At 39.3% G+C, this 14,823-nt stretch carries 12 protein-coding genes; 9 read left to right on the top strand and 3 right to left on the bottom strand.

Annotated elements, in window-relative coordinates; all coding sequences use genetic code 11:
* Window positions 1-18: 18 nt before the first annotated feature.
* From opp2A to IGI63_RS08320, 7 genes are all read left to right on the top strand, one after another.
* Window positions 19-1,797: an oligopeptide ABC transporter substrate-binding protein Opp2A gene (gene opp2A / locus IGI63_RS08350; RefSeq protein WP_002365357.1), complete on the top strand. Its 1,779-nt coding sequence runs from the start codon at window positions 19-21 to the stop codon at window positions 1,795-1,797.
* A 329-nt stretch (window positions 1,798-2,126) separates the two neighbouring features.
* Complete coding sequence (rnc, locus tag IGI63_RS08345) at window positions 2,127-2,819, top strand: ribonuclease III (RefSeq protein WP_002354946.1); 693 nt, start codon at window positions 2,127-2,129, stop codon at window positions 2,817-2,819.
* A 20-nt stretch (window positions 2,820-2,839) separates the two neighbouring features.
* A complete protein-coding gene (gene smc / locus IGI63_RS08340) occupies window positions 2,840-6,418 on the top strand; it encodes a chromosome segregation protein SMC (RefSeq protein ID WP_429975647.1) in 3,579 nt (1,192 codons plus the stop codon).
* 24 nt (window positions 6,419-6,442) lie between these two features.
* A complete protein-coding gene (locus tag IGI63_RS08335) occupies window positions 6,443-7,270 on the top strand; it encodes a Cof-type HAD-IIB family hydrolase (protein WP_002354948.1) in 828 nt (275 codons plus the stop codon).
* Window positions 7,271-7,272: 2 nt separating this feature from the next.
* On the top strand, window positions 7,273-8,601 hold the full coding sequence (ftsY, locus tag IGI63_RS08330; RefSeq protein ID WP_429975646.1) for a signal recognition particle-docking protein FtsY: 1,329 nt from the start codon (window positions 7,273-7,275) through the stop codon (window positions 8,599-8,601).
* A gap of 158 nt (window positions 8,602-8,759) precedes the next feature.
* Window positions 8,760-9,245, top strand: a complete 486-nt coding sequence (locus IGI63_RS08325; protein ID WP_033595386.1) for a cupin domain-containing protein — start codon at window positions 8,760-8,762, stop codon at window positions 9,243-9,245.
* A 119-nt stretch (window positions 9,246-9,364) separates the two neighbouring features.
* Window positions 9,365-9,763 carry a VOC family protein gene (locus tag IGI63_RS08320; protein WP_002354951.1) on the top strand — a complete coding sequence of 133 codons (399 nt, stop codon included), beginning with the start codon at window positions 9,365-9,367 and terminating at the stop codon, window positions 9,761-9,763.
* A gap of 50 nt (window positions 9,764-9,813) precedes the next feature.
* Here the strand turns inward: IGI63_RS08320 and IGI63_RS08315 are convergent, their stop codons facing one another.
* Together IGI63_RS08315 and IGI63_RS08310 are read right to left on the bottom strand one after the other, a co-directional pair.
* Window positions 9,814-10,710, bottom strand: a complete 897-nt coding sequence (locus tag IGI63_RS08315) for a YitT family protein (protein ID WP_002365354.1) — start codon at window positions 10,708-10,710, stop codon at window positions 9,814-9,816.
* Window positions 10,711-10,899: 189 nt separating this feature from the next.
* Window positions 10,900-11,406 (bottom strand): cysteine hydrolase family protein, encoded by a 507-nt coding sequence (locus tag IGI63_RS08310; RefSeq protein WP_429975645.1) that lies wholly within the window; start codon window positions 11,404-11,406, stop codon window positions 10,900-10,902.
* A gap of 170 nt (window positions 11,407-11,576) precedes the next feature.
* On the opposite strand from IGI63_RS08310, the gene gshAB reads away from it, so the two are divergent.
* On the top strand, window positions 11,577-13,847 hold the full coding sequence (gshAB, locus tag IGI63_RS08305; RefSeq protein WP_429975644.1) for a bifunctional glutamate--cysteine ligase/glutathione synthetase: 2,271 nt from the start codon (window positions 11,577-11,579) through the stop codon (window positions 13,845-13,847).
* A 190-nt stretch (window positions 13,848-14,037) separates the two neighbouring features.
* A complete protein-coding gene (locus tag IGI63_RS08300; protein ID WP_021164442.1) occupies window positions 14,038-14,139 on the top strand; it encodes a putative holin-like toxin in 102 nt (33 codons plus the stop codon).
* A 213-nt stretch (window positions 14,140-14,352) separates the two neighbouring features.
* Here the strand turns inward: IGI63_RS08300 and IGI63_RS08295 are convergent, their stop codons facing one another.
* Complete coding sequence (locus IGI63_RS08295) at window positions 14,353-14,805, bottom strand: YueI family protein (protein ID WP_002354958.1); 453 nt, start codon at window positions 14,803-14,805, stop codon at window positions 14,353-14,355.
* Window positions 14,806-14,823: the final 18 nt, after the last annotated feature.

Here is a 14,823-nt window from a genome sequence, read left to right as displayed (position 1 = left end):
AATGAGGGAGGAAAAGAGATGAACAAGAAACGGATTTTAGGTGCAATCACGTTAGCTTCTGTGTTAGTATTCGGGTTAGCTGCATGTGGTGGCGGCAATAAAGGCGGGGGCAATAAAGCAACGGAAACAGAAGACATTTCAAAAATGCCAATCGCTGTTAAAAATGATAAAAAAGCAATTGATGGCGGGACATTAGATGTCGCTGTAGTTATGGATACACAATTCCAAGGACTTTTCCAGCAAGAATTTTATCAAGACAACTATGATGCACAATACATGCTTCCAACGGTACAGCCATTATTTAACAATGATGCAGACTTTAAGATTGTCGATGGGGGTCCTGCGGATCTGAAATTAGATGAAGATGCCAATACAGCAACCATTAAATTACGTGACAATTTGAAATGGTCTGACGGTAAAGATGTGACGGCAGATGACGTGATTTTCTCTTATGAAGTCATTGGTCATAAAGACTATACAGGGATTCGTTATGATGATAACTTTACGAATATTGTTGGCATGGAAGACTACCATGCTGGTAAATCACCAACCATTTCTGGCATAGAAAAAGTCAATGATAAAGAAGTTAAAATCACTTATAAAGAAGTTCACCCAGGAATGCAACAATTAGGTGGCGGTGTTTGGGGTTCAGTTTTACCAAAACATGCCTTTGAAGGAATTGCTGTTAAAGACATGGAATCAAGCGATGCAGTTCGTAAAAATCCTGTGACTATTGGACCATACTACATGAGTAATATTGTGACAGGTGAATCTGTTGAATACCTACCAAATGAGCATTACTACGGTGGCAAACCTAAATTAGATAAATTAGTGTTCAAATCTGTTCCTTCTGCGAGCATTGTAGAAGCGATGAAAGCGAAACAATACGATATTGCATTATCAATGCCAACAGATACGTATCCAACATACAAAGATACTGAAGGGTATCAAATCTTAGGACGTCCCGAACAAGCCTACACGTATATTGGCTTTAAAATGGGTACGTTTGACAAAGAAACAAATACAGTGAAATACAATCCAAAAGCGAAAATGGCAGATAAAAGCTTACGTCAAGCCATGGGCTATGCAATTGACAATGATGCAGTCGGCCAAAAATTCTACAACGGCTTACGAACAGGGGCAACAACGTTAATCCCACCAGTCTTCAAGAGCTTGCATGATAGCGAAGCGAAAGGCTATACGCTTGATTTAGACAAAGCGAAAAAATTATTAGACGATGCTGGTTATAAAGACGTAGACGGCGATGGCATTCGTGAAGACAAAGAAGGTAAACCACTAGAAATCAAGTTTGCTTCAATGTCAGGCGGCGAAACTGCACAACCACTTGCTGATTACTATGTCCAACAATGGAAAGAAATTGGCTTAAACGTAACGTATACAACAGGACGCTTAATTGATTTCCAAGCATTCTATGATAAATTGAAAAATGATGACCCAGAAGTAGATATCTATCAAGGCGCGTGGGGCACAGGTTCAGATCCTTCACCAACCGGCTTATATGGTCCAAACTCAGCCTTTAACTATACACGTTTTGAGTCAGAAGAAAATACTAAATTACTTGATGCGATTGATTCAAAAGCATCATTTGATGAAGAAAAACGTAAAAAAGCCTTCTACGATTGGCAAGAGTATGCCATTGATGAAGCGTTTGTAATCCCAACGCTTTACAGAAATGAAGTCTTGCCTGTCAACGACCGTGTAGTTGACTTTACTTGGGCAGTTGATACGAAAGATAATCCATGGGCAACGGTGGGTGTCACTGCGGAAAAACGTTAAACAACGTTCCGCTGATTTAATAGAGATAGAACGAGGTCGGGACAGAAGTGTTTAACTCCGAGAAATAAGGAGGAGTTGCTTCTGTTCCCGCCGTTTATCAGTTTTTGAGCGTGGCGCAAAAATCCAAAGTGATTTTTGTCCCACGCTCTTTCTATCTCTTACGTAAACAAACGCTTTTATCTCAATCATAGCTCTATTTATTTATTTTTTTCTAAAAAATAATGAGAACACAGTGAATAACAGGCTTTTTCTGAATAGAACCATTTAAAAAAAGTGAAAAAAAAAGTATAATGAAACAAGGTGTAAATAAATGTAAAGGAATGTGGAGAATGGACAATCAGTTAACAACAGAGTTAAAAGAACGTTACGGCATTGTTTTCCATGATGTCAATCTATTAGAGCAAGCTTTTACTCATTCATCCTATGTGAATGAGCATCGCTATTTAAAATTATCCGATAATGAACGTCTTGAATTTTTAGGAGATGCAGTTTTAGAATTAATTGTTTCACAATATTTGTATTTAAAATTCCCAGAACTTCCAGAAGGAAAATTAACGAAGATGCGCGCAGCCATCGTTCGGGAAGATAGTTTAGCCAAATTTGCGAAAGAATGTCACTTCGACAACTACATTTTATTAGGTAAAGGAGAAGAAGCATCGGGCGGACGAACACGTGCATCATTATTATGTGACTTATTTGAAGCCTTTTTAGGTGCCCTCTACTTAGACCAAAAAGTTGGCGCAGCCAAGAAATTTATTGAAGACGTTATTTTTCCGAAAATTGATGCCGGTGCTTTTTCACATGAGATGGATCACAAAACACAATTACAAGAAGTTTTACAACGCAAAGGCGATGTTTCAATTGAATATCGCTTAATTAAAGAAGAAGGCCCTGCTCATGACCGCACCTTTTTCACTGAAGTTTACATGAATGGTGAACTCATTGGGTTAGGCCAAGGAAAATCGAAGAAGTTAGCTGAACAGGATGCCGCTGAGCGGGCACTGAAAAGTATTCCTCAGTAAGGCTGGAAGGAGCAATATTCGTGTATTTAAAACGAATTGAAATTACAGGATTTAAATCATTTGCAGATAAAACCATTATTGAATTTGAAGATGATGTGACAGCAGTGGTTGGTCCGAATGGAAGTGGGAAAAGTAATATCACGGAAGCCGTTCGCTGGGTATTAGGTGAACAATCTGCGAAAAACCTTCGCGGTGGCAAAATGAACGACATTATCTTTGCCGGTTCGGAAGGTCGTAAGCCGCTAAATATTGCGGAAGTTACCGTGACGTTAGACAACAGCGACCATTATTTAGCATTGGATTATAGTGAGATTAGTGTCACCCGTCGTTTAAAACGAACGGGCGAAAGTGACTTTTTTATTAATAAACAAGCGTGCCGTTTAAAAGACATTCAAGATTTATTTATGGATTCAGGGTTAGGCAAAGAATCTTTTTCAATTATTTCACAAGGGAAAGTTGAAGCGATTTTTAATAGTAAACCTGAAGACCGTCGAGGGATTTTTGAAGAAGCAGCGGGCGTTTTAAAATACAAACAACGAAAGAAAAAAGCTGAACAAAAGCTTTTCGAAACCGAGGACAACTTAAGCCGTGTCCAAGATATCATTTACGAGTTGGAAGACCAATTAGTTCCTCTAGCCGCCCAAGCAGATGCGGCTAAAAAGTATTTAGCTTTGAAAGAAGAACTTACCGAAATTGATGTCAATTTAACTGTGACCGAAATTCAAGAAGCAAAAGTTATTTGGGAAACGAAAACGCAAGAATTAACAGCCATTGAAGAAAAGTTAGCTGGCGCAAGTAAGCAAGTCCATGACCTAGAAGGCAAATTGGTACGTTTACGCAGCAAGCGCAATCGTTTAGATGAACAAATTGAAACGGAACAACAACAATTATTACAAGTGACAGAAGCGTTGAAACAAGCAGAAGGACAAAAAAATGTTTTAATTGAACGTTCCAAACACACCTCCCAAACGGCAAGCGAATACGAAGAGACGTTGGCAGAAACGGCCGAAAAAATTGTTCGTTATCGAGAAGAATTGCAGACGCTGGAAACAGCAATCGCAGAAAAAACGGCACAACGTCAGACGTTAAAAGAAGCATTGGCTTTGGCAACGAAAGATGTGGAAAAATATAGTAAGTCTTCTAAAGAATTAATGGAAGAATTGCGCAGTCAGTATGTGGAAGTCATGCAAGAACAAGCCAATACAGCCAATGACTTAAAATATTTAGAACGACAATATCAACAAGAAACAGCTAAAAATCAACAATCGCTAGCAAAACACGAAGCGCTAGAAGAACAGATGGTTGAAGCTCTTGCAATGAAAGAAACGCTAGAAAAAGAGCAAAAAGTCGCAAAACAAGGCTTACAAGAACAGCTGGAAGAATACACTGCGTTGAAAGCAATGCTTGAAGCCAAACGTGAACGATTAGCACAGCGTCAAAATGATATGTACCAAGCGATGAATCAAGTGCAACAAGCGAAGGCACGCCAAAAAAGTTTGCAAGAAATTCAAGAAAATTACGCTGGCTTCTATCAAGGCGTGAAAGCTGTATTGCGTCACAAAAACCAACTAACTGGGATTGTTGGCGCAGTGGCTGAGTTAATTGAAGTGCCTAAAGAATATACGTTGGCGATTGAAACGGCCTTAGGTGGTGCGGCGCAACATATTGTTGTGGAAAATGAGAAAGATGGTCGAGCAGGCATCACCTTCTTAAAACAACAACACAGTGGCCGAGCAACCTTTTTACCATTGACCACCATTAAGCCGCGCTCTGTATCGGCGATGGTTCAGAATCGTTTGGCTGGTGCACCGGGCTTCGTGGGGATTGCCAGTGAATTAGTTCGTTATCCAGAACAAGTACAAACCGTTATTCAAAATCTCTTAGGCGTCACGATTTTAGCGGCAGATTTAACGAGTGCCAACCAGTTAGCAAAATTAGTCAATTACCAATATCGCGTTGTCTCATTGGAAGGCGATGTGATGAATCCTGGCGGTTCGATGACTGGGGGAGCCAATAAACGTGGCAACCAAGGAAGCCTATTTTCACAAGCGCAAGAACTTCAAACAATTACTGAACAAATGACTCAATTAGAAACACAACTAAGAAGTGTAGAACAAGAAGTCCAAGCGCTCTCGCAAGAAGTGAAAACAGCCACGGAACGTGCAGAAATGTTGCGCTCTGCTGGTGAACAAAATCGCTTAAAACAACAAGAAATTGACAATAAATTAGCCAATCAAACAGAAACGATTACTCGTTTAACAAAAGAAAAACGTCTGTTTGAATATGAATCACGGGAATTGCATCAATTCTTAACCGAATATCAAACGAAAAAAGCCACATTGACAGAGCAACAAGCAAACTTAACGGCAACGAAAGAACGTTTAGATGCTGAAATGAAACAAGTGGAACAAGAAGCTAGCCAAATGGAAACCTTTAAAGCCCAAGCGCAAGAACGCTTGACGACAGTTCAAGCAGAACAAGCAGTAGCGGCGGAACAATGTGCCCATTTTGCTCGTCAAAAGCAAGACAAACAAGAACAATTGGACGAATTGTTGATTCGAGAAACGGCCATCCGTCAACAGCTACAACAACTAAGTAGCCATTCTAGCGATCATCAGTTAACCGAAGAAGGCTTAGCGGCACAAGTCGCGCAATTAGCGGAGAAACAAACAGCGTTGCAAACCTCTTTACAAACGGCACGTAGTCAACGACAAGCGTTGCAAGAAGAAGTAGACGAGTTAGATACAAAATTAGCGGAAGAAAACAAACGCCAACAACAGTATTTAGCAGATAAAACACAAATCGAAGTCCTAAAAAATCGTGCAGAAATGCAATTAGATAGCTCATTAAGTTACTTACAGGAAGAATACAGCTTAACCTTTGAAGCTGCCTATGAAGCGTATTTCCCAATCGATGATTTGGCGCAAGCGCAACAAACAGTGAAACGCCTAAAACAAGAAATTGAGCGGTTAGGACCTGTTAACTTAAGTGCCATCGAGCAATTTGAACAAGTCGATGAACGCCATCAATTTTTAGTCAGTCAACGAGATGATTTATTAAATGCGAAAGAACAATTATTTGAAACCATGGATGAAATGGACCAAGAAGTGAAAGAACGGTTTAAAGAAGTCTTTGAAGCAATTCGTGGCCAGTTCAAAGTGGTATTTCCTAATATGTTTGGAGGCGGACGGGCAGAACTGGTGCTAACCAATCCAGAGGATCTCTTGAATACAGGGATTGAGATTGAGGCGCAACCACCAGGGAAAAAATTACAACATTTAAGCTTGTTGTCTGGAGGCGAACGGGCATTAACGGCGATTGCGTTACTCTTTTCAATTATTCGTGTTCGACCAGTTCCGTTCTGTATTTTAGATGAAGTAGAAGCAGCTTTAGATGAAGCCAACGTTGCTCGTTTTGGCCATTATTTAAGCGAATTTGAAGATGGCACACAGTTTATTGTGGTGACGCATCGTAAAGGGACAATGGAAGCCGCAGATGTTTTATATGGCGTGACTATGCAAGAATCTGGGGTTTCAAAAATCGTTTCAGTTCGCTTGGAAGAGGTCAAAGAAGGTGGCGCAATTGAAAAAAGCAATTAGCCAGAAGCAAGGAGGAGCGAACGTTTGATAAAATTAGTTGCTATTGATTTAGATGGAACATTATTAAATAGCCAAAAAGAGATTTCTTTACGGAATAAACAAGCACTGATGGCTGCGAAACAAGCAGGCGTGAAAGTTGTTATCTGCACAGGTCGACCTTTGGCAGCCATTGGTCCTTACTTAGAAGAATTAGGTTTACAAGAGGAAGGCGATTATAGCATTACTTTTAACGGCGGATTGGTTCAAAAAAATGATACAGGGGCCATTATTGAAAAAACATTGATGCCCTTGGAAGCGATTCATGAGCTGTACCAATTAGCAACCACACTCAACATGCCGTTTGATGTCTTATCTGATGAGGTCGTGATGCAATTGCCTTCTGCACCTAATTATCCTTCAATTTATAGTTCTCTAAACAAATTATTAACCTTTGAGTCCTACAAATTAGAAGAGTTAACCCCGAATCGAATTTATAACAAAGTTGTTGTTGCGATTGATGAAGCGTATTTAAATGAACGCATCAAGGAAATTCCGGCCTCTTTTTATGAGCGCTTTGAAATTATTAAAACGAGAAATAACTTATTAGAATTTATGCCAAAAGGGATTACGAAAGCCTATGGTATTTCCTTGTTAGCCAAAGATTTAGGAATCCGTGCAGAAGAAATCATGACCCTAGGGGACGAAGAAAATGATTTACCGATGATCGAATACGCTGGCTTAGGTGTCGCCATGGCAAATGCGATTCCATTAGTTAAAGAAGCCGCAGATGTCGTTACAGACACGAATGACCAAGATGGCGTTGCCAAAGCGGTCGAAAAATATATTTTAACGCCGTTGGAAGGAGGCCAATAAGAATGGGATTTTTTGATAAAATTAAAAAAGCTTTTTCCGCTGAAAAAAAGGAAGAAGAAAAACAAGAGATAATTGAAGAAACAGCAGACGAAACACCTAGTGATGAATCAGCGCCTGCTGAATCAAAAGAAACCGCAACAGAAGAGGCGCAAACAACGCCAGAAACGACAGCGGAAGAAGTCACAGAAACAGCCGATTTAACAGATAACGCTGAAATGGAAAAATTAGCTGGCGTAGAAGAAGCATTAGAAGAAGAGCCAGAAGAAATCTTGACAGAGGAAACACAAGAAGTTGTTGTGGAAGAGCCTGAGGAAGAAAGTAGTGTCGTAACTCCGTTGGCAGAACCAACAGACACGCAGGTTTCAGAAGGAATTGAAGAGTCAAAAGAAGAGCAAGTCCAAGAAAAATATGAAAAAGGCTTGGAAAAAACGCGTAAAACATTTGGTCAACGGTTGAACGAATTGTTTGCTAATTTCCGAAGCGTCGATGAAGATTTCTTTGAAGAATTAGAAGAAACGTTAATTGGTGCAGATGTAGGCTTTGATACATCCTTAAAAATTACAGAAGCCTTGCGACAAGAAGTGAAACTGCGAAATGTGAAAAAACCAGCTCAAGTTCAAAATACCATCATTGAAAAAATGGTTGATTTGTATGAAGAAGCAGGAATTAATGAAAATAATGCGATTAACTTACAGCCAAATGGCTTAACCGTGATTTTATTTGTTGGTGTTAATGGAGTTGGTAAAACAACCAGCATTGGTAAATTAGCGCATCAATACAAGGTGGAAGGAAAGAAAGTTTTAATGGCCGCTGCCGATACGTTCCGAGCGGGCGCCATCGATCAATTAGTTGTTTGGGGCGAACGGGCTGGCGTTGAAGTTGTGCGTGGGAATGCTGGCGGCGACCCAGCAGCGGTCGTTTTCGATGCAGTGGAACGTGCCAAAGCAGAACAGGCCGATGTTTTGCTAGTGGATACAGCAGGTCGTTTACAAAATAAAGTCAACTTAATGAAGGAATTAGAAAAAATTAAACGAGTCATTCAACGAGAAATTCCAGATGCGCCTCACGAAGTTCTCTTAGTCGTGGACGCAACTACTGGGCAAAATGCGATGACACAAGCCAAACAGTTCAAAGAAACAACCGATGTCACTGGCTTAGTTTTAACCAAACTAGACGGAACAGCCAAAGGTGGTATTGTCATTGCTATTCGGAATGAATTACACTTGCCAGTGAAATTAGTTGGTCTAGGTGAAGGCATTAACGATTTAGAACCATTTAATGCCAACGATTTCGCAATGGGCTTATTTAAAGGCTTATTAAAAGATGTTTAGTTGTAGAAAATAACAGGTTTGGGAAGAACGTGGGACAGGAGTATTTAGCTTCAAGAATGAAGAAGCTACTCCTGTCCCGCCGTTTATTTTAGGATTGGGACGGATGTTCTAAGTTCTTCCTAAATCGTTTCTGAAAAAATGAAGGAGTGAGGGAGAAGATGACAGAACAAATGTGGATTGAGAAGTTAGGATTAGAAGCGCATCCTGAGGGCGGTTATTTTAAACAAACCAATAAAAGTGAACAATTGATTCCGACCAAACGAGGCGAACGGGCATTGCATACAGCGATTTTGTTTCTATTAAACACAGAAAGTCCGTCACATTTTCATCGTTTAAAAGCGGATGAATTATGGTTTTTTCACGATGGTCAGCCATTAACCGTTCACTGTATTTTTCCTGATGGAACGTATCAAGCTGTTCAGTTAGGGAAAGACTTAGTTCAAGGACAACAGCTTTCGTTCTCAGTTCCTGCCGGCACAATCTTTGGCTCTACAGTAGCGACAGGATTTGCGTTAGTCAGTTGTGTAGTTACACCAGGCTTTGAGTTTGAAGACTTCGAGTTATTTACTCAAGCGGAATTGTTAAACGATTATCCACAACATAGTGAAATCATTCAGCGCTTGGCTTATCGAGAATTACCTTAAGAAAACGTTTTAGTAACATTTCTTTTATGAATATGCTAGTATAAATCAAACAAGCTTGTTGATTTTGTCGCAACGCACAGTTAGCTGTCGTAGATGATTAAAAGAAAGGGATGAATCACATGGGCACAATGGTTTTTGTTAACTTCCCAGTAGCGGATGTCCAACGTTCTACAGCATTTTATGAAAAACTTGGATTCAAAAAGAACGAGGAATTTTCAACAGAGGAAGCTAGTTCGATGATGTGGGATGATCAATTTTGGATTATGTTGTTGAACCATGACTTTTATGGAAAATTTATCCAAGAAAAGCAAATTATTGATGCGCAAACAACCAGTGGGGCATTAATTTCCTTTAGTTTAGAGAGTGCCGAAGCCGTAAAACAGTTTGGCGAAACCGCCAAAGCTAACGGAGGCAACTGCTACAGAGTTGATATGGGAATACCAGAAGAGCAAATGTATGGCTTAGAAGTGCAAGATTTGGATGGCAATAGCTTAGAACCTGTCTGGATGAAGATGTAAAAAGAGCCGCAAAATCTCTACAGATTTTGTGGCTCTTTTCCTACAAAAAACTATTGTAAATTATTGGCATTAGTTGCTTCAACACCATAAGAATCAGCTACTTTTTTCAAGCTAAATCCTTTTCCGTAGACTTCACTCGCACTCATTGAAATCAAAAAAGCTTCTTCATCAATCTCAAGAATGGCTTCTTTTAAGCGGGGAAAATCTTTTTCACGAATGACAGTCATTAAGAGCATGCCTTTCGCGCTTCGATAACCGCCTTCGATTGGCACCAAGGTCACACCTTTATCTAGTTCACGTAATAAGCGTTCTTGAATAGCGACATATTTTGGTGAAATAATCATCACATTCTTCGAGCGAACCAGACCAACTTGAATCATGTCAACGACACGACCAATTGTAAATAAACAAATTAAAGAGAATAGCACAATATCTGCATTAAAAGCATACATTGCTGATAAAATGACTAAACCATCGACGAATAAAATAGCAATACCTAAGGAAACTTTGAAGTATTTATTGACAATTTGTGAAATGATTGCTGTCCCACCAGTTGAAGCATTGCCACGGAAAACCAAGCCTAGGCCAGCACCTGTAATAATACCGCCAAATAATGCTGCTAGAAAAATATTATGTGTTAAAACAGGCATCCCTGAAGTAATTCCTACAAAAAATGGATAAATAAGACTGCCATAAATGGTTTTGACACCGACCTCTTTCCCAAGAAGTAAGAAACAAAGCACTAAAAGAGGAATATTGATGGCGTAAAGAACAATGGCGGGACTAATCCCGAAAACATAATTAATAACAATACTAATGCCATTGGCTCCGCCTGCGACAAGTTTATTTGGCAATAAGACCGCATTGATTGAAATGGCCAAAATGAATGCACCGACTGTTACATAGGCGGTGTCTTTTAAACGTTGGGCTGTAAAAAATTTGTTCATAAAATACCTCCAATTATTTATTAGTTTAGTGAATGATGACATAAAAAAAGACAGAACATGAGAGACAAGCCTAATCGACTTATGTCCCACACTCTAAATCTTCAACTAATCAACTGAACACTTTTTCCTTATACTAACATGAAATACGACAAGAAAACATAGTGAACAAACAATTTTTTGGAAAAGCCCTCAATTTATTGAAGGCAAAAAAGTCAAAAAGCGGCCAGCCCAAATAGCTTCATGATGTTGGATAATTTGTGCCGCGGTTAAATGTCCATTATCCAAGGTGGAAGTGGTTTTCGGTGTCATCAAACACGTATAGCCTAAACCATGAGCCATCCGAATTGTAGTGTCCACACAAAACTCGGTTTGGACACCAGCAATTTCTAACGTTTGAACGGCTTGTTCCGTCAATAAATCATTTAAATTTGTTTGGTAAAAGGCATTCGCATGTGTTTTGCGGATGAAAAAATCTGTGGGCTGTGCATCCAGCTTTTCAAAAAGTTGCCAAGAGTCTGAGTCAAAAGCTAATTCGGTTTCTTCATGTTGAACAAAAATAATGGGCGCATGGTGTTGGCGGTAGACAGCAATACGCTGATTGACCTTTTCCAACACTGCTGGTAGACGGTACAATTGCTGCGACGGACTTTCGATGCCTTTTTGAAAGTCAATTAAAAGTAATGCACGATTTTTCATGAGCAATCCCCACTTTCTATAAACTAGTTGTTTTCAGTATAACGGAAAAAGGCGCTCTCAAAAAGTGTCTCGAAAATTCTCAAGCGAACGTTCAAAAAAACAGCATATTTACTCGTTTTCCTATATAATAGTAAGAGAAACAGATAGTTTGTAGAAAGAAAGGCGACAAGATGAATTATAGAGAATTAATGCAAAAGAAAAATGTTCGTCCTTACGTATTGATGGCTCGTTTTGGTTTAGAAAAAGAAAACCAACGTAGTACACGAGAAGGGCTTTTAGCGACAACTGATCATCCCACGGTTTTTGGTAACCGTTCTTATCATCCATATATTCAAACAGATTTTAGTGAAACACAATTAGAACTAATCACGCCTGTAGCAAATAGCGGCACAGAAATGCTTCGTTTTTTAGATGCCATTCACGATGTGGCTCGTCGTTCGATTCCAGAAGATGAAATGTTGTGGCCATTAAGTATGCCGCCACAATTACCAACAAAAGATGAAGAGATTAAAATTGCTAAATTAGATCAATATGATGCAGTGTTATATCGTCGTTATTTGGCAAAAGAGTATGGCAAACGAAAACAAATGGTCAGCGGAATTCATTTTAATTTTGAATATGACCAAGCCCTGATTCAGCAATTATATGATGAACAATCCGAAGTGACAGATTGCAAACAATTTAAAACGAAAGTGTACATGAAAGTTGCCCGTAACTTTTTACGTTATCGTTGGTTAATTACGTATCTTTTTGGGGCTTCGCCAGTTAGTGAAGACGGCTACTTTAGGGTCTATGACGACCAGCCGCAAGAACCCATTCGCAGTATTCGGAATAGTACGTATGGCTACAGAAATCATGACAATGTGAAAGTATCGTATGCCTCATTGGAACGCTATTTAGAAGATATTCATCGCATGGTGGAAAATGGTTTACTTTCTGAAGAAAAAGAATTTTATGCGCCTGTGCGCTTACGTGGCGGGAAACAAATGTCTGATCTGCCTAAAACAGGTATTCGCTATATCGAGTTGCGTAATTTAGACTTAAATCCTTTTTCACGTTTAGGCATTGTGGAAGATACTGTGGATTTCTTACATTATTTCATGTTGTATTTATTGTGGACAGATGAAAAAGAAGAAGCGGATGAATGGGTAAAAACTGGCGATATTTTTAATGAACAAGTGGCTCTTGGTCATCCTCATGAAACGATTAAGTTAATTGCAGAAGGCGATCGGATTTTTTCAGAAATGATTGATATGTTAGATGCTCTAGGCATTCGCAAAGGCAAAGAAGTTGTCGGTAAGTATTATCAACAACTGCGGAATCCACAAGACACCGTTTCTGGCAAAATGTGGACGATTATTCAAGAAAACTCCAACAGTGAACTGGGAAATATTTTTGGAAACCAATATCAAAGTATGGCCTTTGAACGCCCTTATCAATTAGCTGGTTTCCGTGAGATGGAATTATCCACACAAATTTTCTTATTTGATGCGATTCAAAAAGGTTTGGAAATCGAAATTTTAGATGAACAAGAGCAATTTTTGAAATTGCAACATGGCGAGCACATTGAATACGTCAAAAATGCCAACATGACTAGCAAAGATAACTACGTGGTACCATTGATTATGGAAAACAAAACCGTGACAAAGAAAATTTTGTCTGCAGCAGGGTTCCATGTGCCTGGCGGTGAAGAATTTTCATCTTTTATTGAGGCACAAGAAGCACATTTACGCTACGCCAATAAAGCGTTTGTCGTGAAACCAAAATCAACGAATTACGGTTTAGGAATTACCATTTTTAAAGAAGGCGCTTCGTTGGAAGACTTTACGGAAGCGTTACGGATTGCTTTTAAAGAGGACACAGCGGTTTTAATTGAAGAATTTTTACCTGGAACAGAATATCGGTTCTTTGTGTTAGATAATGATGTAAAAGCCATCATGTTGCGCGTGCCAGCCAATGTTACCGGAGATGGCAAACACACTGTAGAAGAATTGGTGGCCGCTAAAAATAGTAATCCATTGCGGGGGACCAATCACCGTGCACCACTAGAATTAATCCAGTTAAATGATTTAGAAAAACTAATGTTGAAAGAACAAGGTTTAACTATCTATTCTGTGCCAGAAAAAGAGCAAATCGTGTACTTGCGAGAAAATTCTAATGTTAGCACGGGCGGGGATTCGATTGATATGACCGATGTCATTGATGATAGTTATAAACAAATCGCCATTGAGGCCGTAGCTGCTTTAGGAGCCAAAATTTGCGGTATTGATTTAATCATTCCTGACAAAGACGTAAAAGGCACACGTGATAGCTTAACGTACGGGATTATTGAAGCGAACTTTAATCCAGCCATGCACATGCATGTGTATCCTTACGCTGGACAGGGTAGACGCTTGACAATGGACGTTTTAAAACTTTTATACCCAGAAGTGGTTCAATAAAAAAAGAATACCGCCAAAAAATTCATAATAGATTTTTTGGCGGTATTCTTTATAAAAACGTTTTCTTGGTGAACCCAATAGGTTATACTAAAACTATTACCAATGAAAGTTGTATGACGGTGGCTCTGAGTTAGAGAGGCAGGTGATGCCTATGTGTATCCGATGCACTTTAACGAAAGGAGTATTTTTTTTGTCAATCGAAGCGACATTGGAATTGATGATTAGTTTTGCAACCCTTGTTGCGTTACTGATTTTCGGTATCCTTGAAGCAACGAAAAACGATAAAAAATAACCGTTCATAAGCTTAGACGGCTGAACGGTTAAAGAACAACAAAAACTTAACTCAGTAAGCCACCAGTTCTTATAACTGGTGTTGGTATAAAGGAGAGGTATGTAGTAGCATATCTCTCTTTTCATTTTCATAATAGCATAATTCTATTTAAAATGGAAGCGCTCATAACTTATGTTTAAACAATCCAATGACTCATAACTTTTCTTGAGCTTTTTATGAGTGAAATAGTTTTTGCCAAAAGCCTTTTTTAGCTGTTGGCTCTTCTTTTGGCGTTTCGGTTGCTTGAGGATATTTTTCTGTAACGTCAATCACAGGTTCATCGACTGCATGTTTTTCAGCTAACAGTAAGCCGAGAGAGTCAGGGTTGTTCTCCACAAAATTGTTAACAATCTTAAAGTTTGCGCCATGCTGATTTAATAATTTAATATAGGTACTTTGCAGGTCAGAAGAGATTTCGCCATTTAAAAGTACTGTAACTTCAGGATGCTTCGCTAATTCTTCTAATAAATGTTTTTGGTTCTGTGCATCTTTCATTTCAGCGACGGTCATGGAGAGACGGCAGCGTTCACGAAATGTGCCCATGTATTTGTGTTGTTCTTCAGGATTAACGAGGGGCGTACCGTACATTCCTTTATCCAGACGTTGTTGTAAGTCATCATTCGCCATTCAGTAACACTCCTTTCC

Origin of the sequence: Enterococcus sp. DIV0086 (genome assembly GCF_050498705.1) — a bacterium.
GTDB lineage: Bacteria > Bacillota > Bacilli > Lactobacillales > Enterococcaceae > Enterococcus > Enterococcus faecalis.
Note: the sequence above shows the minus strand (reverse complement) of the source record. Positions and strands in the feature narration are given on the sequence as shown.

What these genes read in the sequence shown, in the direction of transcription:
- opp2A (WP_002365357.1), top strand. Translation starts at nt 19, where the DNA reads ATGAACAAGAAACGGATTTTAGGTGCAATCACGTTAGCTTCTGTGTTA.
- rnc (WP_002354946.1), top strand. Translation starts at nt 2,127, where the DNA reads ATGGACAATCAGTTAACAACAGAGTTAAAAGAACGTTACGGCATTGTT.
- ftsY (WP_429975646.1), top strand. Translation starts at nt 7,273, where the DNA reads ATGGGATTTTTTGATAAAATTAAAAAAGCTTTTTCCGCTGAAAAAAAG.
- IGI63_RS08325 (WP_033595386.1), top strand. Translation starts at nt 8,760, where the DNA reads ATGACAGAACAAATGTGGATTGAGAAGTTAGGATTAGAAGCGCATCCT.
- IGI63_RS08320 (WP_002354951.1), top strand. Translation starts at nt 9,365, where the DNA reads ATGGGCACAATGGTTTTTGTTAACTTCCCAGTAGCGGATGTCCAACGT.
- IGI63_RS08315 (WP_002365354.1), bottom strand. Translation starts at nt 10,710, where the DNA reads ATGAACAAATTTTTTACAGCCCAACGTTTAAAAGACACCGCCTATGTA.
- IGI63_RS08310 (WP_429975645.1), bottom strand. Translation starts at nt 11,406, where the DNA reads ATGAAAAATCGTGCATTACTTTTAATTGACTTTCAAAAAGGCATCGAA.
- gshAB (WP_429975644.1), top strand. Translation starts at nt 11,577, where the DNA reads ATGAATTATAGAGAATTAATGCAAAAGAAAAATGTTCGTCCTTACGTA.
- IGI63_RS08295 (WP_002354958.1), bottom strand. Translation starts at nt 14,805, where the DNA reads ATGGCGAATGATGACTTACAACAACGTCTGGATAAAGGAATGTACGGT.